21 protein-coding genes are annotated in these 20,094 nt (G+C 62.1%); all 21 read right to left on the reverse strand.

What is annotated here, in order from left to right; genetic code table 11:
- Positions 1–130 precede the first annotated feature (130 nt).
- The 21 genes from HYPGJ_RS08130 to HYPGJ_RS08230 all read right to left on the reverse strand — a co-directional run bounded on the left by HYPGJ_RS08130 (position 131) and on the right by HYPGJ_RS08230 (position 19,963).
- Complete coding sequence (locus HYPGJ_RS08130; protein WP_046846639.1) at positions 131–607, reverse strand: RT0821/Lpp0805 family surface protein; 477 nt, start codon at positions 605–607, stop codon at positions 131–133.
- 200 nt (positions 608–807) lie between these two features.
- Positions 808–2,190, reverse strand: coding sequence for a sensor histidine kinase (locus HYPGJ_RS08135; RefSeq protein WP_046846640.1), 1,383 nt, complete (start codon positions 2,188–2,190; stop codon positions 808–810).
- Positions 2,180–2,851, reverse strand: a complete 672-nt coding sequence (locus HYPGJ_RS08140; protein WP_013215155.1) for a response regulator transcription factor — start codon at positions 2,849–2,851, stop codon at positions 2,180–2,182. Before HYPGJ_RS08140 ends, HYPGJ_RS08135 begins: the two co-directional genes overlap by 11 nt.
- Before the next feature lie 81 nt (positions 2,852–2,932).
- Positions 2,933–3,223 (reverse strand): hypothetical protein, encoded by a 291-nt coding sequence (locus tag HYPGJ_RS08145; protein ID WP_046846641.1) that lies wholly within the window; start codon positions 3,221–3,223, stop codon positions 2,933–2,935.
- Positions 3,224–3,317: 94 nt separating this feature from the next.
- Positions 3,318–4,631 carry a TIGR02594 family protein gene (locus tag HYPGJ_RS08150; RefSeq protein WP_046846642.1) on the reverse strand — a complete coding sequence of 438 codons (1,314 nt, stop codon included), beginning with the start codon at positions 4,629–4,631 and terminating at the stop codon, positions 3,318–3,320.
- A 387-nt stretch (positions 4,632–5,018) separates the two neighbouring features.
- Positions 5,019–8,966: a glycoside hydrolase/phage tail family protein gene (locus HYPGJ_RS08155; protein ID WP_046846643.1), complete on the reverse strand. Its 3,948-nt coding sequence runs from the start codon at positions 8,964–8,966 to the stop codon at positions 5,019–5,021.
- A 3-nt stretch (positions 8,967–8,969) separates the two neighbouring features.
- Positions 8,970–9,419, reverse strand: coding sequence for an NlpC/P60 family protein (locus tag HYPGJ_RS08160; protein WP_046846644.1), 450 nt, complete (start codon positions 9,417–9,419; stop codon positions 8,970–8,972).
- A 3-nt stretch (positions 9,420–9,422) separates the two neighbouring features.
- Entirely contained in the window at positions 9,423–10,283 is an 861-nt protein-coding gene (locus HYPGJ_RS08165; RefSeq protein WP_046846645.1) for a DUF2163 domain-containing protein, read from the reverse strand.
- A complete protein-coding gene (locus tag HYPGJ_RS08170) occupies positions 10,280–10,918 on the reverse strand; it encodes a DUF2460 domain-containing protein (RefSeq protein ID WP_046846646.1) in 639 nt (212 codons plus the stop codon). Before HYPGJ_RS08170 ends, HYPGJ_RS08165 begins: the two co-directional genes overlap by 4 nt.
- A gap of 12 nt (positions 10,919–10,930) precedes the next feature.
- Positions 10,931–11,524, reverse strand: a complete 594-nt coding sequence (locus HYPGJ_RS08175; protein WP_046846647.1) for a phage tail tape measure protein — start codon at positions 11,522–11,524, stop codon at positions 10,931–10,933.
- Positions 11,525–11,528: 4 nt separating this feature from the next.
- Complete coding sequence (locus tag HYPGJ_RS18745) at positions 11,529–11,702, reverse strand: phage tail assembly chaperone (RefSeq protein ID WP_083984063.1); 174 nt, start codon at positions 11,700–11,702, stop codon at positions 11,529–11,531.
- Positions 11,702–12,082: a gene transfer agent family protein gene (locus tag HYPGJ_RS08180; RefSeq protein ID WP_046846648.1), complete on the reverse strand. Its 381-nt coding sequence runs from the start codon at positions 12,080–12,082 to the stop codon at positions 11,702–11,704. Before HYPGJ_RS08180 ends, HYPGJ_RS18745 begins: the two co-directional genes overlap by 1 nt.
- A 160-nt stretch (positions 12,083–12,242) precedes the next feature.
- Positions 12,243–12,656: a phage major tail protein, TP901-1 family gene (locus HYPGJ_RS08185; protein WP_046846649.1), complete on the reverse strand. Its 414-nt coding sequence runs from the start codon at positions 12,654–12,656 to the stop codon at positions 12,243–12,245.
- A gap of 220 nt (positions 12,657–12,876) precedes the next feature.
- The gene (locus tag HYPGJ_RS08190) at positions 12,877–13,290 is read right to left on the reverse strand and encodes a DUF3168 domain-containing protein (protein WP_046846817.1); all 414 of its coding nucleotides are present in this window, start codon (positions 13,288–13,290) and stop codon (positions 12,877–12,879) included.
- A gap of 166 nt (positions 13,291–13,456) precedes the next feature.
- The gene (locus HYPGJ_RS08200) at positions 13,457–13,789 is read right to left on the reverse strand and encodes a phage head closure protein (protein WP_046846651.1); all 333 of its coding nucleotides are present in this window, start codon (positions 13,787–13,789) and stop codon (positions 13,457–13,459) included.
- Positions 13,786–14,361 (reverse strand): head-tail connector protein, encoded by a 576-nt coding sequence (locus HYPGJ_RS08205; RefSeq protein WP_046846652.1) that lies wholly within the window; start codon positions 14,359–14,361, stop codon positions 13,786–13,788. Before HYPGJ_RS08205 ends, HYPGJ_RS08200 begins: the two co-directional genes overlap by 4 nt.
- Before the next feature lie 374 nt (positions 14,362–14,735).
- Positions 14,736–15,977, reverse strand: a complete 1,242-nt coding sequence (locus HYPGJ_RS08210) for a phage major capsid protein (RefSeq protein WP_046846653.1) — start codon at positions 15,975–15,977, stop codon at positions 14,736–14,738.
- Between the two features lie 140 nt (positions 15,978–16,117).
- On the reverse strand, positions 16,118–16,822 hold the full coding sequence (locus tag HYPGJ_RS08215) for an HK97 family phage prohead protease (RefSeq protein WP_052750834.1): 705 nt from the start codon (positions 16,820–16,822) through the stop codon (positions 16,118–16,120).
- A 106-nt stretch (positions 16,823–16,928) separates the two neighbouring features.
- Positions 16,929–17,375: a hypothetical protein gene (locus HYPGJ_RS08220; protein WP_143440505.1), complete on the reverse strand. Its 447-nt coding sequence runs from the start codon at positions 17,373–17,375 to the stop codon at positions 16,929–16,931.
- A 131-nt stretch (positions 17,376–17,506) separates the two neighbouring features.
- The gene (locus tag HYPGJ_RS08225; protein ID WP_046846655.1) at positions 17,507–17,926 is read right to left on the reverse strand and encodes a hypothetical protein; all 420 of its coding nucleotides are present in this window, start codon (positions 17,924–17,926) and stop codon (positions 17,507–17,509) included.
- 3 nt (positions 17,927–17,929) lie between these two features.
- Positions 17,930–19,963, reverse strand: a complete 2,034-nt coding sequence (locus HYPGJ_RS08230; protein WP_046846656.1) for a phage portal protein — start codon at positions 19,961–19,963, stop codon at positions 17,930–17,932.
- Positions 19,964–20,094 lie beyond the last annotated feature (131 nt).

Below are 20,094 nucleotides of genomic sequence, written 5' to 3' on the forward strand. Positions count from 1 at the left end.
ACTTTAGAAACGGAATAGGATCGCGGCGGCGGGCAGGCAAGCCAGCACTGCCCGTTTCAGCGCTTCTGTCGCGGATTTGACTTAACCCCGATGGTGGCCACAGCGCACTTCTGCAGCGCACGCGGCGTCATCAGCCAACGCCCTGCCACGTCCCATCCTGACTCCGGCAGGCCGTGCCGCGCATCTGTTGCGGCCGTCCGTCGACATAAACGGTATGCGTGTAGTCGCGGCAGTCGGCGACACCGCGCTTGTACGGACGGCTCGGAACGACCTCGCCGTAATGGCCGGTGTCGGGATCACGCCACTGGCGCGAAACGCCAGACTGTCCGCGCTCGAGCGCATCAAATTCCGCTTCCTCGGCAAGACGCCGGTCGCGTTCGTCGAGATTCTTGCCGATCTGGCTGCCGACGATACCGCCGACGACGGCGCCAGCAACGGTCGCGGCGACGTTACCGCTACCCTTGCCGAACTGATTGCCGACGAGCCCCCCGGCGACGCTGCCGAGAACGAGCCCCGTATTCTGATTATCTATGCCGCCCTGGCCATTGCTGCACCCGGCCAGCATGGCGACCGCCATCAGCGGAATCGAAAAGCGCACGACGCGCATGGCGAACCTCGTTCCCGTTTTCCCTCGCGCCATGCCCGATGGGGCGACCCGATCCGGCGCGTGTCCCTTATGTTGGCTAGACCGATATTGTGCGCGCGACAAGGCAGAAATCCACCACAATTCGGGCGAACAAACGACACTTGTCGATGATGCCGCCCGGCAACACACAAACCGAGCACAAATAGCGGAACAACTGCCTTTTAGGCCGCCGGAAGCTCGAGAACGGCTTTGAGGCCCCCATGCTCGGAGGCGTCCAACGCCAGGCTCCCCCGGTATGAAGTGGCAAGATCGCTGACGATCGACAGTCCGAGTCCCGAGCCGGGCTTGGTCTCATCGAGGCGCAGGCCGCGCTTGCCGATCTTGGCGCGTTGTTCGGCCGAAAGACCGGGTCCGTCATCCTCGATCGTGATTCTGAGCCGCTTCCGCCGAGGCGCACTCGCCGGAGCATCGACGGTCGCCGCCAGATAGGCGTGGGCTTTGCCCCACTTGCAGGCATTATCGAGCAGATTGCCGAGCATCTCCTCGAGATCCTGCTTCTCACCCTGGAACTGCGCGCCGGGCTGCACGGAGAAGGAAATCGCGATGCCTTTTTCGCCGTGAATACGTTCGATCGCGCGCACCAGCGGCTCGACCGTGGCGTCGACCGGCGTAACACGGCCGATGGCGCCTGCCCGCGCAGCCATCCGTGCCCGGTCGAGATAATGGCTGATCTGATCGCGCATCAATTGCGCCTGCTCGGCGACTTTATCGCCAAGCTTCGAGCGATCATCGCGCGCCTCGTTTGTGATCACCGCAAGCGGCGTCTTCAGCGCGTGTGCCAGATTGCCGACCTGAGTGCGGGCACGTTCAATGATGTCCTGATTGGAATCGATGAGCGCGTTGAGTTCGGTCTGCAGCGGTTCGATCTCGGCCGGAAGCTGACCCTCGAGACGTTCAACCTCGCCGGACCGGATGCTCGCCAGGCCACGCTCGATACGGCGCAACGGCAAAAGCCCGAAGCGAACCTGAAACACCGTCGCCGCCAGAAGCCCGATGCCGACCAGCGCCAGCGCGCTCGTCAGACGGGTGCGGAATTTCTTCACCGTCGCTTCGAACCAATCGAGAGGGCCCGCGACAATGATCGAGTATTTCGTATTCTCAGGGTCATGCCCCGGAGAATCGATGAATTCGAGAATGCGGATAGTGGAGTTCGTCGGCCCCGGAACATTCATCCAGCGCGTGCCGGACGTGTCGGTCGGGAATCTGCGCTCATAGGGAGAGGGAAGCACGGCGGTCGCGAGCGAGGGAGAAACCAGCGTCCGCCCTGGCGCGCCGTCGATCGGACGGATCTGCCAGTACCAGCCGGACTGCGTCACCTCGAACAGCGGCTCGTAAAGGTTCGGAGGAATGACGGGAACATCGCCGCTCGTGCCCATGCTGTCGACGGTGATCTGCGTCAGCAGTTTCCTCAGCTGCGCGTCGAAGCTCAGCTGCACGTCATCGCGATACAGCGAATAGATGATGTAACCCGCAAGAGGCAGCGCCAGCAGCGTCCAGGCCGCCGAGGTCGCGAACAGCCGCAACGCGAGCGAGTTAAGCCTCATCGGGTCCTTGGCTCATGCGATAGCCGAGACCACGGACGGTCTGAATGACGTCGCCCGGGATTTTTTTTCGCAAGCGGCCGATGAAGACCTCGATGGTGTTCGAATCCCGGTCGAAGTCCTGGTCGTAAAGATGCTCGACCAGTTCCGTCCGCGAGACGACGCGGCCGTTGTGATGCATCAGATAAGCGAGAAGGCGGAATTCGTGCGACGTCAACTTGACGGGAAGACCATCGCACGTCACCCGCGCCGACTTGGTATCGAGACGGATCGGCCCGCATTCGATTTCGGATTTGACGTGGCCCGAGGCGCGCCGGATCTGCGCCCGGACGCGCGCGAGCAGTTCTTCCATATGGAAGGGCTTGGCGAGGTAGTCGTCGGCCCCCGCATCCATGCCGGTGACCTTGTCGCTCCAGCGATCGCGGGCGGTCAGCAGGATGACCGGCATTTTGCGGTCGCTGCGGCGCCATTGTTCGAGAATTGAAATGCCGTCGATCTTCGGCAGGCCGATATCCAAAATCACGACATCGTAGGGTTCGGTATCGCCGAGAAAGTAGCCTTCTTCCCCATCGGCCGCGGTATCGACGGCAAATCCCGCATCCGCGAGCGCCGCCGCCAGCTGGCGATTGAGATCCTTATCATCCTCAACGACGAGCGCGCGCACGCTGATCCACTCCCCTCAATCCCGAATCCGCAAGTTGTAGGGGTGTTGGAGCAAATTCGCTACCCCGGCAACCGCTACTCTTCACCGGACTTTCGCAGTGATGATGGTGGTTCGGAGTTGTCCCGTCGGTCCGCGGACGACAATGCGATAGAAATATCCGTCGGGGGAGCGGCACAGCGTGGTTTTTACCAGTTCGCCGATCCCGTCGGCGGCGAGCGACTGCGAGACTTCCTGGACGGTTATGAGATTTTCCCGTCGGACGATCTGCCCGGCCATGCCCCAGTCGGTCAGGCAGTCTTCCGCGCGCACGCCGCCGGGCAGCGCCATCGCCGCCGCAGCCGTCACCGCCACTGCACCCATAAATCCGGTCATACGCATGTCTTCCCGACGTTCGACCGCATTTAAAGGTATCTCGTTGAACGGTCCATGAACGTCATGAACCGCGACGACGTGACGGCCCGTACCGTTAATTTTTCCGCAGGGCGAGCGGCGTGTCGGCCTTGAGGCGTCCGTAAATGGCCAACGCCGTCCCGAAGAGCCCCGCGAGCGCCTGGGCGGCGGTCATCACCTGATCGCCGAAGCTCGTGATCAGATCCGCCGGTAGAACAATACCGACGGCCGGACCGAGAACCGGAATGACGGTCGCGGCCGCAGTAATCAGCGTACCCCACATCGTCTTCGAGCTCAGCCACCATTTGCTGTCGTCGCCGCTTGAAATTCCTGTCTTGGACTTTTCACCCATCTTGCTTTCTCCTTTTCCGATTTGGTGGGGCTCGAGCAGCCCCCGGTTCGTGGCATCGGCCGCCGCACACGTGCGCGCCAGCGCCAGCGTTGCGTCGACCCGCTTCAGCCAGCCGCGCCCGAAGCGCCAGAAATGCGGGAGCGCGCGGTAGCGTGTGCGCCGTGTCTCGGCATAATCGTCGAGCAGATCGGCGAGGCTTTTGGCGCCGATCGCCGCCAGCGTCTCGGGACCGATTTCACCATCGACCGTGACGCCGGCGACGCCTTGCAGCATCCGGATCGCGGCGCCGACACCGTGGTTCACCGCGGCATCGAAATGCATCAGTGCCAGCGGCGCGGTGAAAACCGGACACGACGCCGGATCAAAGTACCGTTGCCGGTAAATTGCGGTGACGGTCGCGTCGGGGATGCGCTTCAGCTCCGCGATCAGGCGCGCCCGCGTTCCGTCGTCGACGGTTTCTTTCCTGAATTTCGCATAGACCTCGAGCGTGATCCCGCGATTGGTCGGCCCTCCAGGATCATAGGGATCATTCGAAAATCCGCCCTCCATCTCGATCACGTGCGCGAGCGCTCTCGAAAAGATCGCGTCGTCGCCCTTGCTCGCGGACTCGACGTTTTCTTTCGGCCATCGAAGCCCAAGAAGCCGCGCCTTGTCGAAGCTCGCGACCGTCACCGCATCGCCCTGATTGCCGCCGAGCAGATAGAGCTTGCCGTTCGTATCACTGAGCAGGAATCCGACGTGACCGGCGTTCGGATCGTCGCCGCGCGACAGCACAGCAACCGCACCGAAGCGCGCATCATCGAGCCGGTCGCCCCAATCGAGATACGACCGTGCGAGCAGCGATCCCGTCCCCGCATAACCGGCACGCTTCAGCATGGCGCCGAGAAATGCGGCGCACCACGGCGTCGCTTCCGTTTCAACGTTCGTATCACCAGCATCCCGGAAATAGCGCAGGATTTCGGGCGCATCCTCCTTGCCTGGAATTTCGCGCACGCCGAATTCGGCCCACGCGGCTTGAAGCCACGGCGGCTGATCCATGTTTTGCCTCTGAGACAATGTTGCCGGAAAGTTTGAGCGCACGCTCAACGTGTTGGAGACCAGGGCGAAGCGCGATCGTGCTAGCCCCGCGAATATTGCGTCATCGCCTCTGCATCACGCTCAATCCATCACCGCCACTCCAACCCCTCCCCGCAAGGAGGAGGGGAATTAAGCGCGCAGATTGCGTGTACTCTTCTCCTTGCAAGGGCGGAGATGAACAGAGCAACGAATGTGCCTCACGCCTCCCTTCCTTCGACAGGGAGAGAGCCAGATTGAGACGCAACGACATTGCTTCACTTCTCCCCTCCCCTTGACGGGGAGGGGTCGGGGGTGGGGTGAAGAGCCAGGCGGATCTCTACGATCAATCGCGATAACGTCGCGACAACGTCACACCACCGCCGCACGCGGAGCCCCGCGACCGAACAGCATGTTCGTCTGATAGACCCTCACCGAAACTGCCGGCTGCAAGCTGCCGAAGTCGGCGATCTGTTCGGCGCTTGTGTAGACGGCATTCGCCACCGCCACGGAGATCGTGCGCTTGACCGTCTCGCCGTCGAGAATATCGACCTCATACGTTTCGCCGTCTTCTCCGAGCGGCACCTCGGGAAGCTCCCAGTTGTCGCCACCCGTCCGCGTACGGCGTATCCACGAGATGTTGAGATCGCCGGACCCACGCACGCCCTTGATGTGCGCAGGCGACAACGGCCGTCGGCCAAGTCCTTGATACGCGAACGACGACGTCGCGTAGGATGCGTCTCCGATGTCGCGATTACCAGGACCATACCGCCAGTTGAGCGCCAGCTTGAAATCGCTGTCCTGCAGCGGAACGCGGCTCACGGCGCCATCGAGCAGAACGAATGGCGCACCCACAGCGAGCACATCGCTCATCGCACCCTCGGTGCCGAACTGCCCGCGCAACAACCGGCTTAGTTCATAAGTCTGCGCATCAACGAGCGTTGCATCGAGAAACTGGATGATCTCCCAATCGCCCGCCTCGTTCCGCACAGCCGCGAGGTTGGCTCCTGCGAGCGTCGCCAACAGATCCGCCGACGCGAGCGTGCCGTATGGCAATCGCACACGCACCCGTGCCCGATTGTCGATTAGCCCTTCCGGACCACTGAACAGCGGATCGAGCGTCGCCCCCAAAGTCGCCGGCGCACTCGCGAGCGCGCGCAACTGATACGCGGTCGTCTGCGGCGAGACGTAAAGCGCGACGCTGCCCGGCCACGGCTTTTGCATCGCCGCCACGAACCCGGACTGCGCATCGGCGGACATTGTCCACGACGGCAAATCCATCAGCATGACGGCCGGCGCTCCAACTTGCACGGGCGCTGGTTCGGTCGCTGTCCGCGATGGCACGTCGATCTGATCGTATACGTCAGGGTCGATGCTGAGCGCCGCGATCTCGCGAACGCCGCGCTCCGTGACATCAGTGAGGCGCAACAAGCGATTGCGCCCGGCGATATCGAGGGAAACGACATCGCCCGGTTCGAGCGCAAGCGTCGAAGGCGGCAGACTAAACGACGCGCGTTCGCGTGCCGCCCACGTCTCGTAAAGCCAGCTCTCGACGAGCGATCCCGCAAGGCCATCGTCAAGAACGATCGGCATATCCGCTTCGGCGACACGCCCGCTGGCGCCCGTCAGCCGTCGCGCCTCCGCGACCGCTTGCTGATAAACGTCGGCGCTCGAAATGTATCGCACTTTCGCGCTCGCAGGCAGATCGGTTTCCTGAGCGCGCGTCACTTCGTAAAGGGGATCGCCCGCCCTCTCTTCGACAAGTCCGTCCGCCGTCAGCGTCATCTCGGGCGACGCGCGCCCGCGATGGCGAAAGACGATTTTGCCTCCGCTTTCGATGCTGTCGAAAAAATACGCAAGGCTCAGCGGCTGCAACGCATCGCGCACCGACATCGTATCGTCGAGCACGTAGCCCGGCACCGTTCCTGTCAAACCTGACGCATCGAAATCCGCGAAGTCATTGTCCTTCATAATTTGCGCGACGAGGTCGCTGAGCGACGCGCTGCCCAGCCGTCCATTGAGCCAATGGCCGAGCATCCAGTTTCCACCGTCGCCCCAATACGTCGTCGCATAGGGAAACGCAGGATACGGCCGCGCGTCCCAGCAATAGACATGCATGCGGCTGAGATCGACCATGCGCGCGCCGGTGAGTTCCGACACCGGATTGAGGTCCGGAATATAACCATTCTTGGTCCAGTCGAATGCGTCGCGCAGGGCTTCGAGAAAACGCGTCTGCATGAAGTCGTCGCGAATGCCGCGCGAATAATAGGGCAGCGTCGACTCCGAGCTTTTCGGATCGACGAACACGTTCGGCTGGTTCGCACCCTTATCGACGGCCGGACAGCCGACCTCCATGAACCAGAACGGCTTCGACTGCGGCACCCACGCCGTCGCCGTCGCACTTTCGACGCCGCCCGGACGATTGTAGTGCGCATTGCTCCACCAGGAGCGGATGTCCTTGTAACGGAACACCCAAGGCCTCCCCGCGCCATCGGTGATCGGCGTACGAACCTGCGCGTCGCGGTCGGCTGCCGACGCATAATACCAGTCGAAGCCCTCTCCGCCCGCCACATTCGATCGCAAGTACGCGCCATCATAAATTGACGTCGCGCCTGCGATGGCATCGAGATGATCGCGTCCGTCGCGCCAATCGGCGAGCGGCCAATAGACGTCGACGCCGATCGCATCGATATTCGTCGACGCCCACAACGGATCGAGATGGAAATAGACGTCGCCCGTTCCGTCGCCCGGCTGATGCCCGAAGTATTCCGACCAGTCGGCGGCATAAAGAACCTTCGTCGCTTCGCCGAGGATCGCCTTGACGTCGGCAGCGAGCGCGATCAGCGCGCTGACGAACGGATAAGCGTTCGCGCTCGAGCGCACGTGCGTCAGGCCGCGCAGCTCCGTCCCGATGACGAACGCGTCGACGCCACCCGCAGCTTTCGCGAGATACGCTTGGTGCAGAACCATGCGCCGATACGACCACTCGTCCGGTCCTGAGTAATGAACTGTGCTCTCCGACACCGAGAAGTCCGAGCGCGATGCCGTCCCGACAAACGACGCGATCTGACTCGCAGCTGTTGCGGTCTTGTCCGGCGTGCCTGAAACGCCAGGCGCCGGATGACATGTGATGCGTCCACGCCAGGGATAAACGGGCTGACTGCTGCCGCCGTAAGGATTGGCGAGCGTATTGCCCTCCGCAACGTCCATCAGAATAAACGGAGTAAGCGTCACGCTCAGTCCGCGCGCCTTGAGATCAGCGATAGCCGCAATCACGGTTTGATCGGAGGGCGTACCGCCATAGGCTGCATTGCCGCCGCGCGAGCTGATCAGATGTGCGTTGTTTCGGTTTCGCCCCGCGACAGACCAGTTCAGCGGCGATGTCTTTTTATGCCGCGTCTCGACGCCGGGCTCGACCGTGCAGCTTCCAGCGCGCAAATCGGTCCCGAACCAGCTGACGATCAGCGACACGGACTTTGCGTTGGGCAACGATGCTTCGAGCTGATCGACCGCAACCTGCCAGTCGGTCGGACCAATCAACTGGTGGACGTTTTCCGATTGCGAGATGCCGTCGTCGAACGTCTGGTGCACCGGCTCCGTGGCGTAGACGAACTCGCCGGAGCCCGGAATCATCACGACTCCGCGAACTTCCTTCTCCGCGCTCGAAATGCTGCGGAACACTTCGAACGAAAGCTGCGGCACGCGATTGCCGAATTCCGCAAGTGGCAAACGCTCAAAGACAATGTAGGCGACACCGCGATACGCTGGCGCGTTCGCAGTTCCGTCACGCGCAGCGATGAGACTGTCCGGCTCTTGCGTCTCTGTGCCGGTGTGCAAACGAAATGATGTGCGTGACAGATCGAGTTCCTGCTCGTCGGCCCAGATGCGCCCGATGCGCGTCACGACGCCCTCACCGAGCGCCACCGCGAAATTCGCATAATAGCGATATTGCGTCAGGGTTGCCCCGCCGCCCGTGCCGCCTTTGCCGCTGCCCGCCGACTCTGTCGTCTTGACGATCTCCTCTTCGAGATCGCTCGCCCAGATGATCTGGCCGCCGACACGCGCGCGTCCATAAATGCGCGGCAGCGGCGAACCCTCTGTCGACGCCGTAACGCGAAGATCGCTGAGGCGCGGGCCTTCGACGGCGCGGCCCTGTCCGGAAGCTCCGAACAAGGCTGCATCGACATAAGCTCCCGCGAACGCGCCGACCTGCGATCCAATCGTCGCGCCGGACAGCGCCACGCCGAGGAAGCCCACGCCAGCGGGAAGCACGCTGCTGCCGACCGCAGCTCCGACAGCGGCCAGGGCAAGCGTCGCCATATCTCAACATCCTTCGTTCAAATCTGGAAACCGGAACGCGCCGGCCACGCGCCGTCGCCACCAGTGCGAGAACGACACCTCGCAGACCGGCGCGCCTTCCATCGCGTGGATCATCGTCAAAGCGCTGGCGACGATCGCCGCATGCTTCGCAACGACGCCTGCACGCAGCCGAAACACGACGACATCGCCCGGCGCGAGTTCCGACGGTTCAATTCTTTCGAGATGCCGCGACGCGGCGGCAAGCATCGTTTCCTCGCCGCCCGCTTCCGCCCAATCGCGACTGTAGGCGGGCGGCATTTCCGCATCCGACCCATAGACATCGCGCCAGACACCGCGCACGAGGCCGAGGCAATCCGTTCCGACACCACGAACGCTCGCCTGATGATGATAAGGGGTGCCGATCCACAGGCGCGCCGCTTCGACGATGCCTGCGCGCGTCGCTCTTGGTTGCATCGATCAGCTCCGGCGTCCGACCTGCGTCAGGAATTTGTTGCCCGGCATCGACGGAAAGCCACGAAAATTGATCACGTTCGCAAAGCGCGCTTTGCACGTCTCGACGCGCTTATCGCATCCGGCGGTGACGCTAAAGTGATCGCTCACAGCCGGGATGCCCTCGGCGTCCGTCCACAATTCGATGGCGTCGGCGCCTGCGAGCTTCGCATGCGATTTGACTTCGAACTTCAATCCGTCCGACGCGCCCGATGTAAACGTCAAAAGCCCGCGCGCGAAAAAGCCGCTTGCGAAACTCCCGAGCCCAGACACTGTGAAGCGCCGTGCTGATGTCGCCGAAACAACAGTTCCCGTTCCGCGATAGACGGGCGACGAGAGATCGACCTTGCAGCGTGCGTCCCCGAGATCGGCGTCGCACGTCAGCTGCAAAAGCCGGCCCTTCGGCTGCTGTAGGTAATGAGCAAGACCGCGCAGCTCCGCCGCAAAGCTCGTCCCGCTGCGACGGACTTCGCCGATGCTGCCCGACCGCATCAGCACGCGCTGACTCGTGTCGCTCCAGTTGACGCGATGGATTTCGACGCGCGCATCGTCATAGCGCCCCGCCGCGAGATCGGCGTCCGTCAACGTCGCCGACGACAGCGCACCGGAGACTTCCAGGTTGTCGACGGCGAGGCCAAGGCCATCCTTGATGTCGCTTGCGGTGAAGCCGCTCGCTGCCTCATAGGTCGTGCCGTCGAACGTCAACGTCTTGTCGTGATCGGTGAACCCCATCACGACGCCGTCGCGGCGCGCGATGCGCCAGCACCAGCAGAGCGTAGTCGCTCCCGACGCGAGGTGCGCAGTGAACTCCGGAGAAAGCGCTTTCATAGACGCACCTCCACGATCGGAATGTTCGGAATGGCGCCCGACGTGAACCCGGAGAGATTGATTTCCAGCTTGTCGGTATCGAAACGCACAGGCACATCGAATTCGAATCCCGCCGTCACGCTTTGTCCCGCACCCGGGATGTGTCCTGCGAGAAACGTCACGACGCCGGTGGATGGATCGACTGCGAAATCGGTCCCGCTCACACGCTCGACACCAGCGACGGCGATGCGCACCATATTCGCAACCGGCTTTTTGATATCGCGTGCCCAGGGCGCAAACGCAGTTCCATACGTTTTGCACAGCTGAAACGCAGTCTTCGTTCCGTCGCCGTCGCCGAGCCCCTGATCGAGCGCCGACACACTCCCATTCGGCGCGCACGATTTCCAATCCATCGGATCGCGCCAGCGAAACGCGTGCAGCCGGCCGCGCCGCTCCTCGAAGAACGCGATGATCTGATGCAGATCGTCGAGCGACTTGACGCCGTAGCCCGCATTATAGCTGCGACGGCTGTCGGCCCATCGGCTATTGCGCTCTTCATATCCGGAGCCTAGCACGACGACATCCGTGCGCCGTTCCGGCCCGCCCTGCGCATTGCGCGAGATCGCCGTCGGAAATCTGACGTCATGAAACGACATGAGATCACTTCTCTAGAGGTTGCGCTGACCATTCGCGGCGGCGCGTGCAATCATCGCCGCAATCTGCGTCTGCGAGCGGTTGAAGCTCGCCGCGTCCGGCGTTGAAATATTGATCGTGATGTTCTGACCGCCGCCGCCCGATGAGGCGATGCCAAGACGTCCATCCGGGCCGCGCGTCAGCGGCATGATCGCTTCCGGACCTTTTTCTCCGGCGAGACCCGAGGCGCCACCTGCAAGCGGAAATGTGATTGGGCTCGCGATGACGCCGCCGCTCGCAAACGGAACCGGCGTGCCATTCTGAATGACGCCGCCTTTCGCAAACGGCATCGCACCGCTGACCACGCCCTGAAACATCGAGGCAAGCCCTGTCGTCAGCGGCTGTAACGCCGCCTTCAATGCGAGATTGGAAATGTTCAGCGCCAGCGACTTGAAGACATCGCCGACGTTCTTGCCTTTGATGGCAATATCGCCAAACGCCGACGCAAGCCGGCTTGAGAATTGCTGTCCAAGGCGGCTCGTCGTCGCCAGGCTCGTCTCAAGCTCGCTCGTATCGGCGATAATTTTGACGTTCCACGTCTCGAGCTGTTGCTCGTCGGTCAACGGCATCGTTTCATGCCTCCCTGTCTGGGTATTGCCGCATCAAGGCATCGAGCTGCACGCGCGTCGGCGCTGCACCTTCGCTCGAAACTCCGAATTTGCCGCGCAGGATGGCCTGCAGTTCGCGTGGCGTCAGGGACCAGAAGACGGCAGGTGCAAGTCCGAGCATACCCAGTCCCGTTTCCATCACGAGGTCCCAACGAAAGGGTCGCGCGCTTCCCCGCTCGCCTCCGCTGCTTTGCTTTGCACCTCGGCGTCTCCGCCGCCGAACGTCGCTGTCAGCAGACGCGCGACGATGTCGACGTAACCTGCCGCGCCGCCCTCGCACTTCATCGCCGCGACATCGGCATCGCTCGCGCTGTGTCCCGCGCCTCTGAGCCCCGCCGCGATGACACGCACACAATCGCGCGCCGAGAGACGACCCGTCTCAAAGCGCGCCGCGAGCGCGAGCATATCGCTCTGACCGAACGCGTCTTCGAGTTCCGCAAGCGCACCGAGCGTCAGCACGAGCTTGACGGCCGCACCATCCAGTCGCGCCTCGATCTCACCGCGATGTCTATTGGCCATGGTCGTTCTTCCATTTCATTCGTCAGCTCGGCCGAGCGCCACCGAAAGCCGGGGATCCAGCGAAAAAATGCCGAAGGCTCGATACTGCATCTTCGACAAGTTTTGTGCTGGATCCCCGAACGCACTAGCAAGCTCGTTGCATTCGAGGATGACGAGGACGCTACGCCGCCGCGAACGTCAGCGCGCCCGCGCTTTCGAGCGAAATGTCGAACGTCACTTCAGCATCGTGACGCCCGCTGAATTCCAGCGCCGTGATCTGAAACGCACCCTGGATCGTTCCGAAATCCGGAATGATGATCTGCCAGTCGCGGATCGTACCGTTGAATGCGTAATCGCGGATCGTCGCATCGGACGCGCCGTCCTTGAACACACCCGAGCCGGTAATCCGCGCCGACTTCACGCCCGCGCCGGTCAGAAGCTCACGCCACTGCCCCGCGCTTTCGGTGTTGGTGATTTCAACCGTCTCTGCGCTGATCGAAAGACTGCGCGCGCGAAGCCCGGCGACCGTCACGTAAACGCCTGCGCCGGTTGTATCGACCTTCAGAAGAAGGTCCTTGCCTTTTTGTGCTGCCATGTTGGGGGACTCTTTTGTTTTGTGTCCGGCGACTCCGCTCCGCGAGCCGCACACCGGACACGGGCTTTGGTGATACTGAGGTGCCAAGCCGAGACTCGCGCTCCGCGAGCCGCTCGCCGGGTACGGGCTTGGTGATCGAATTTCCGTCATCCTCGAACGCAACGAGCTTGCGAGTGCGTTCGGGGATCCAGCGCAAGACTTGTCGAAGACGCAATATTTCTTACGCCGCCTCAACTTCCGTCACGGCGCGAAAGCGTGCGATGCCGTGAAATGTTTCGCCGTCGCTGTCGCGGCGAGCTTCCGAAAACTCATGTCGCAAATTGATCAGCCGATGCCCCGAAAGCGACAGGTCCTGATCGTGCAATGCCGCCCGCGCAGCCGCGATCACTTGTTCTGCTTCGCGCCTGCCACGCGCCCGCGACCAGACATGCAACGTCACCAGATGTTCGTAACCTTCATCGCTTCCCGTGGACCAATCGCGCTCGGACGATTGCCCAAACGTCACGAATGGAAACTCCGTGCGCGCCGGCGCGTCATCGTAAACGCGCGGACCGCCGAGCGCCGCTAGCGTCGGCGCGTCACTCGTGAGCTTCTCGAAGATCGCCTTCTGAAGCGCAAAGCCTGCACTCGACATCATTTGCCTCGCGTGTGTTGATGCTGATCGTCGTTTTGACTGCCGGAGCTTGCGCGCCTTTCGCCTTGAGCTTGCGTCTCGCGCTTGGCGATCGGATCGCGCACAAGCGCCAAGGCCCGCATGCGCGCCGCCGACGTCCCGATTCCACCGATACTGACGCTCATTTTCATAAGTCACGCTCCTCTACCGGACACTTCAACCACGCTCCCCGATCCTCGACATCGATCACACCGAGAATGTCGAAGATGCGAACACCGAGGCGGATGCGCATCTCGGGCCGGACGTCGGCGCGATGGCGAATCCAGACGTCGTGCGTCGCCGTTCCCGCGACGCGATCGAGTGTGAAATTTTCGTCCGCGCTCCGCGACCAGATCGCGGCCCAGACTTCCGTGACGGACGTCCATTCCGTCGTCGAGCCCCCGGCGCCATCGCTCGTCCGCTCCGGCCGTTCGATGACGATGCGATGCCGGAGATCACCGGCTCTGACTGGCGCTTTCATAACCGGATCGTCCGAAACGGAGTGATGAGGTCGCTGACGGCATCCGGAATGCGCGCACCGTCCTGCCCGATCTCACGCGGATCGCGGTGCTCGTACCAGTGCGCGGTCAGCATCAGAATGGCGTGCTTCAGCGGCGCAGGAACGCTCGCCGCGCTATCGCCAAACCCCGCCGTCAAATCGATCTCGATGCCCTTCACGGCACCTCCCGGCAGCGGCGGCACGCTGTTGTTCCAGATGAGACGCGGCGGCCGCGATGCGAGATCGACGAGATAGCTCTGATCCGAAACGGTCGTCGCATTCCCGGACGCGTCGATGACGCGAACGCCTCCGACGGAGCGCAACGGCGCCAGTGGCAGCTCGATCTCGCGCGACTTCGGCCAGCGATCGAGCGTGAATTTCCATGACTGCGTGATGAGCGCCAGCGACAGCGCCGTCTCGATGTGCAGCCGCGACGTCAGAACGAGGCTGCCGATCAGGATGTCTTCGGCATCGGTATCGATGCGCATGTGCGCCTTGGCGTCAGCAACCGTCACCGGTTCAACCGCCGGCGGGCTCGTCATCACGAGAGACATTGCATTTCCTTGTTGATTGCGCCTGACGACTCCGCTGCGCGGAGCCAGCCGTCAGGCGGGCTTGTTGCACGAACAGAGCAACAGCAAACGCACTCGGCGGCCTCCCCGCGAAGGCGGGGATCGCGGAACGCGCGTCGCCGAGTGCAAACAAAAATGCGGGATCACCGTTTTGCGATGACCCCGCACACATTCCGCGCAGGCGGGAGGGAACCCGCGAGGAATTGGGATGGACGTCATCCTTGAACGGCTGAGCCTGCGAGGACGTTCGGGGATCCAGCATGAGAAGCGCCGAAGGCAGGATATTGCGTCTTCGACATGTCCTGCGCTGGATCTCCGGCCGTCGCATGCGCTCGGCCGAGGATGACGAGCGACGCTTACTCTGCGAACTTCAGGAGCTTGATCGCGTCGAAGTCCTGCACGCCGCCGCCGACACGCTTCGTCGTATAGAAGAGCACGTACGGCTTGGCGCTGTAGGGATCGCGTAGCACGCGAATGCCGGCGCGATCGACGATCAGATAACCGCGCGAGAAATCACCGAACGCGATCGACAGCGAATTGCTATCGATGGCGGGCATGTCCTCGCTTTCGGCGACGGGATAGCCCATCAGCGACGGCCATTCGCCAGGAGCGTTCGCCGGCTGCCAGAGATAATTGCCGTCGCCGTCTTTCAGCTTGCGCACCGCCGCAACCGTCGAACGGCTCATGACGAATGTGCCGTTGGCGCGATACGGCGCCTTCGTCGCGTAGATGAGATCGAGCAGCTTGTCGCCCGGAGCAACCGCAGGGAACGCCCCCGCTGCGCCCGTCGCGACAAACCCGAGCTTGCCCCACACCCACGATGCGTTGGCGACGGTGTCGTAGGCGAGGAAGCCTTTCGGCTTGTTCGTGCCGTCGCCCGTGACGAAAGCCGTGCCTTCCTGCTCGGCGAAGGCGATGCGCACTTCTTCCGCCAGCCACTCGTCGATGTTGACGATCGTGTCGTCGAGCAGAGACTGCGATGCGGCGGGCATCGCATAAAGCTCCATCGTCGGGAACTGCAGGTTGGCAAGCGTCGGCGTCGTAGTTTGCGTGCGTGAGGCGGTTTCCGCGACCCAGCCAGTGCCGACGCCGGTTGTTGCGAACGGCCGGTTGTAAACAGAGCCCGAGACCTGACGCAGCCCGGAGATCGCGCGCATCGGCGAGATCGCTTTCAACGCGCGATTGACGGCAGCTTCCGTTTCGGCCGGGACGAGATAACCACCGTCGGGCGCGGAACCCGCCGACAGCGCCTTCTCCTCAATCCGCGCGATGCGTGAAGCGTCGCCGCGGCGAACGTAGCCGTCGAACGCAGCTTTGTGCGCAAGTTCGGATGCCGGCGTTGCGCGGCTTCCGGCCAGATGCGGACGTGCCGACTTCAGCGCCAGGTTGTCGGCGACGCGCTTCGTCGTGTCGAGCGTCTCCTCGATCCGCGCAAGCTTCTCGGCGACGAGCGCATCGGACGCGCCGCGCTGCTCGATCTCTGCGAGACGTTGATCGTTGGATTCCTTGAAGGCTTCGAAGGCTTCGAGGAATTCTTCGAAGGCGCGCGCGGTTTCCCCGCCCGCCCCCTTCGTTTCGAGGGAAGTCGTATCGGTCATGTGATATCCTGTGTGAGTTTGAAATCCCCTCTCCCCATTCGCTGCACTTGAATGGGGAGAGGGTCAGGGTGAGGGGCAGCGGCACGTTCACGTGTTGCTGTCCTCTTCCGACCGCCGTCCCCACATGCGGGGAGCGAGAGTTAAGTCACCTGCATCAGCCGCGCGGCTTCGCGAAACCGCGAAGCGAGCATGGCATCGTCGTCGACTGAGCGGCGCGCATCCCGCAGGGCCTTCAGTCCATGAAAGCCCGAGCGGAGAACCGCCTGCGCTTCCGTTCGCGTCAGCCCAGCATCACGCGTAAGCCAACGCTCGAAGTCTCTCATCGTCGGAGCCGCCGTCGCAAACGGCCGCGTCTTTACGCTTTGCACGCGCGCGCCAGGCAGCATCGGAAACGTGACGACGGATATTTCCCAAAGATCGATCTTTTCCAGACGCCGCACGCCACTCGCCGCATCGCGCCGTGCCTTGACCGTCTTGAAACCGATCGACAGCCCGTCGAGCGCACCGGCGCGCATGAGCGCCAAGACCTCCCGCGCTTTCGCGACAGCAGTCATCAATCGTCCGCGTACGTAGAGACCGCGCGTATCCTCGCGGATTTCATCCCAGACGCCGATTGGCTCGGCAGGATCGTGCTGAAACAGCATCTTGATGCGCGCGGCACCGCGGCTCGCGAGACTTTCGCGAAACGCACCCGGCGCAATGACGTCGTGCCCGAGATCCTCGCGATTGAAGAGGCTCGCGTAGCCCTCGAACACGCCGTCGTCGAGCGACTTCGCCTCGAACGGCAAGGCGCGGCTGCGTTTCGCCAGCGAAGCGGGCAGCAGAAAGTGTTCGGTCGCGTGCATGTGCGCTCCGTCGGTTTGCGAACTGAAGTTATGAGTTTCGCCTAACTGGCGACCTAGATTTTCCCAGCGCGTCGCGTTCGGGAGCCAGCGCTTCGATTTGGTTGAGCTAGTCCGTCTTTACCCATTTCGGAAACTTGGGATCGGGCCTTGCGAACCATGCACCCTCACCGGCGAGCACAAGCGGATCATCGGGAAGCGCAAGCCACTCCTTGACGACGCCCTCAGTGATCTCGTCGATCGTCGATCCGTATTTCGGCTCATAGGTATAATCATAGCCATTGCCCGCAACGTGCGTGACAGGGACGCCGCCAGATTCGAGCATCGCGCGGACAGAGCGGCGAACGTAATCGGTGAGAGCATCGCCTTTGAGGCCGAAACAAACCCGACCCACCGGAACGATATGCATCAGGGCGTGTGCGTCGTAGGCGAGTTCGATGGGATGCTGAGCGATCACCTCGCTCAGAGTCTTGCCCGTATCTCGATGCAGCGGTTCGCTTGACATCATTCTAAGGATCGCGATGCGAAAGCGATTGATCCGGGTACTGAAATTCATTCATTTTCTCGTCGGTGGTGACGAAGCTCGCGGCTCTTTACGCGCCGAGCGGCCGGCTCGACGGAGGAGAGTCGCTCGGCGCAATCAAAAGAGTGGCGTTTCCACAGCGCGTCGCATTCTGAGCCGAGGGCTTAGAGCTTTGGTCGCCACCAGTCGTTGCCAAACTGGTTCACGATCTCAAAACTTTTTTTTGTTCCTGCATCCGTCAGAACCACTTCAGGCTGCGGAATTTGACTATAGGGTGGTCCGCCGTATCTCGAATCCAACCAAATGCCTTCGCGGGCATCGAACTTATAGTGTGCGGATAACTTCCCGATTTCGGTCAAACCTTCTTCGCTCGTGAGTGCTTCTCTACCGCGCGGAATACTCACCATCCCCATCTCGATCAATCCCTCTGAAAAGAGTTCGCGCAGAGACATTTCAAAGATCTCCGGCTCTAGCGGATCGCCTGTCGGATCTATTACGGTATTGAGCAAAGGATTGGCATCATCGTTGCCAGCTTCCTCAAGAACCGAGAGTATTCTTTTTTTCATCTCTTCACTGTCGATCATAGTTCAGTCTTTCTGCGGTTTATTGGGAATGGTGATGTGACTGCCTTCAGTTTTTCCCGGACCTGCTCGATATCGGTAATAGAAATCATTATTATGTTTTTGATCTGAGTCGGTCCTGTATCTGTAAGAGGGGCTCTCCATAATACGCACGCGCTCTTCTGTTTCAGGATTTCTGTATTGCAAACCGGGTGCCCGTGTCGGCCCAACCAATCGAAATCCTCGATCATACAGTTCTTTGGTCAGTCTATTTACACCCCAGCCAGCGCTTGTATTAGGTATCGCATCTCTGCGAAGTTCCTGAAACCGCGCCTCGGCCTGACGCGCTTCGGCTTCGCGGGCTGATATTGCGCCTTCGACCGTTTCATAGACCTGCGGCGACGGGCGCCAGTTCGGGTCTATTTCTCGTACACGTGCCGTTGAAGCGTTCGCTGCACTGGTCGCGTTCGACAAACGCATGATCTCAGCCGGCGTCGCTTCAACCTGTTGTCCGCCAATTCTGACAGTCGACGAAGGTCGACGCGCCTGTGCCACACGCGTTTGGGCGTCGTTTGATGCTGTGGCGCCGTCTGCGTTTGTGAAGCGACCAATCTCGTCGTGATACGGGTTGTCCTTTAATCCGCCCGCGCTGCCGCCCTGCGCATCATATCCCGCCGCAGCCCGTTTCTCGTCGGTAGTGAGGAACGATACGGCTTCGAGACGTTTCCACAGCGCGTCGCGTTCGGGGGCCAGCGCTTCGATCTGGTCGAGATCTGGCCTCAACTCTAGAAACAAGCCCGTGCCTCGCGGTCGGCTCCGCGAAGCGGAGTCGCGAGGCACAAACAAAGACTCATCCCTGGCTCCGAACGCCGAGTGTCTCTCAAACCCAGGCGCCAGCCAGTTCGCCAGCGCCCGAGCCGTGCGGTTCACCAGTGGCAGAACCGTTTGGCGCCAAAAGGCGCGCTGTGCCTCCTGATAGTTCGAGTACGTATTGTCGCCCGGAATGCCGAGCAGCATCGGTGGCACACCGATCGCCAGCGCGATCTCGCGCGCGGCGGCGTTCTTCGCCTCGATGAAGTCCATGTCCTTCGGCGACAGCGACAACGGCTTCCAGTCGAGACCGCCTTCGAGCAGCAATGGACGTCCGGCGGCGCGCGCGCCCTGGAAGTTCGTTTCAAGCTCGCTTTTCAGGCGCGTGAACTGATCGTCCGTCATCTGACCGTTCGACGCGGCATAAACGAGAGCGCCGGACGGCCGCGCGGAGTTGTCGAGCAGCGCCTTGTTCCAGCCCGCTGCCGTGTTGTGAATATCGATCGCGGTTGCCGCCGCCTCGATCGGGCTCATGCCGTAGTGATCATTGACGGGATGAAAGAGCTTCAAGTGCAGGATCGGGCGCACGCCCTCGACAACATCGTCGGCGAAACGCACAGACCGTCCGCTGACGGAGTATTCGTAACCCTCTGGCCAGCCGTCGACGCCCGGGATCACCTTCATGCGGTCGGGGCGCAGGATGTGCAGCTCGCGCAGCTCTCCATCGAGAGCAACGGCTTCGACGTAGGCGTTGCCCGAGACCAGCAGGAAGCCGTACCAGGCTTCCAGGAAATCGGTGCCGGTGTGATCGAGGCTCGGCCGCCGGAGCAGCCCGATCAGCGGATGATCCTCGATCTCCGTCGTGCCCTCGTAGAGAAGCAAGGGGATCGAGGCGGCGGCCTCCGCTATCATGCGCACGCAGCGATAGACGATGGCATTCTGCATGAAGCCTTCGCGTGCGAAGGCGGAGTAGTCGCGCGGCGCCCACACCGGCTCGCCGAGATTGTGATAGGCAATGAGCGGACCCGTCGCGGTGGCTTTTGCTTCTCTTATGTTTGCGCCTTCCGACTCCCCTCCGGGGAGCCGGCCGGAAGGCGCAGCCGCACCTCGAAACGTATCTGAACTTTTCGTGCCACCTTCCGACGCCGCTTCGCGGAGCCGGCCGAAAGCGCCAGTCGCACCGCCCATGTTGCCTGGCGCGCGCAGATGCATCGGCAGCCAGCGCGTCAGCGCCTCCGAAAAAATCGACATGCATTGTCCTTTTGAAATTCCGATCCGCAGATGTCGTCGTCGGACTCGCTTCGAAAACTCACGAACGGCTTCCCCTCCCCCTTGCGGGGAGGGGTCGGGGGGGGGGGGCTACCGGGGTTCGCCGCTCCCCC

The organism is Hyphomicrobium sp. GJ21 (genome assembly GCF_001006785.1).
GTDB lineage: Bacteria > Pseudomonadota > Alphaproteobacteria > Rhizobiales > Hyphomicrobiaceae > Hyphomicrobium_B.

Coding starts and splice junctions, on each gene's coding strand:
- HYPGJ_RS18745 (WP_083984063.1), bottom strand. CDS start 11,702: ATGGAAACGGGACTGGGTATGCTCGGACTTGCACCTGCCGTCTTCTGG.
- HYPGJ_RS08185 (WP_046846649.1), bottom strand. CDS start 12,656: ATGGCAGCACAAAAAGGCAAGGACCTTCTTCTGAAGGTCGATACAACC.
- HYPGJ_RS08180 (WP_046846648.1), bottom strand. CDS start 12,082: ATGGCCAATAGACATCGCGGTGAGATCGAGGCGCGACTGGATGGTGCG.
- HYPGJ_RS08165 (WP_046846645.1), bottom strand. CDS start 10,283: ATGAAAGCGCTTTCTCCGGAGTTCACTGCGCACCTCGCGTCGGGAGCG.
- HYPGJ_RS08210 (WP_046846653.1), bottom strand. CDS start 15,977: ATGACCGATACGACTTCCCTCGAAACGAAGGGGGCGGGCGGGGAAACC.
- HYPGJ_RS08190 (WP_046846817.1), bottom strand. CDS start 13,290: ATGTCGAGTGCAGGCTTTGCGCTTCAGAAGGCGATCTTCGAGAAGCTC.
- HYPGJ_RS08220 (WP_143440505.1), bottom strand. CDS start 17,375: ATGAATTTCAGTACCCGGATCAATCGCTTTCGCATCGCGATCCTTAGA.
- HYPGJ_RS08175 (WP_046846647.1), bottom strand. CDS start 11,524: ATGCCGTTGACCGACGAGCAACAGCTCGAGACGTGGAACGTCAAAATT.
- HYPGJ_RS08155 (WP_046846643.1), bottom strand. CDS start 8,966: ATGGCGACGCTTGCCCTGGCCGCTGTCGGAGCTGCGGTCGGCAGCAGC.
- HYPGJ_RS08200 (WP_046846651.1), bottom strand. CDS start 13,789: ATGAAAGCGCCAGTCAGAGCCGGTGATCTCCGGCATCGCATCGTCATC.
- HYPGJ_RS08205 (WP_046846652.1), bottom strand. CDS start 14,361: ATGTCTCTCGTGATGACGAGCCCGCCGGCGGTTGAACCGGTGACGGTT.
- HYPGJ_RS08150 (WP_046846642.1), bottom strand. CDS start 4,631: ATGGATCAGCCGCCGTGGCTTCAAGCCGCGTGGGCCGAATTCGGCGTG.
- HYPGJ_RS08160 (WP_046846644.1), bottom strand. CDS start 9,419: ATGCAACCAAGAGCGACGCGCGCAGGCATCGTCGAAGCGGCGCGCCTG.
- HYPGJ_RS08130 (WP_046846639.1), bottom strand. CDS start 607: ATGCGCGTCGTGCGCTTTTCGATTCCGCTGATGGCGGTCGCCATGCTG.
- HYPGJ_RS08170 (WP_046846646.1), bottom strand. CDS start 10,918: ATGTCGTTTCATGACGTCAGATTTCCGACGGCGATCTCGCGCAATGCG.
- HYPGJ_RS08225 (WP_046846655.1), bottom strand. CDS start 17,926: ATGATCGACAGTGAAGAGATGAAAAAAAGAATACTCTCGGTTCTTGAG.
- HYPGJ_RS08145 (WP_046846641.1), bottom strand. CDS start 3,223: ATGACCGGATTTATGGGTGCAGTGGCGGTGACGGCTGCGGCGGCGATG.
- HYPGJ_RS08230 (WP_046846656.1), bottom strand. CDS start 19,963: ATGTCGATTTTTTCGGAGGCGCTGACGCGCTGGCTGCCGATGCATCTG.
- HYPGJ_RS08215 (WP_052750834.1), bottom strand. CDS start 16,822: ATGCACGCGACCGAACACTTTCTGCTGCCCGCTTCGCTGGCGAAACGC.
- HYPGJ_RS08135 (WP_046846640.1), bottom strand. CDS start 2,190: ATGAGGCTTAACTCGCTCGCGTTGCGGCTGTTCGCGACCTCGGCGGCC.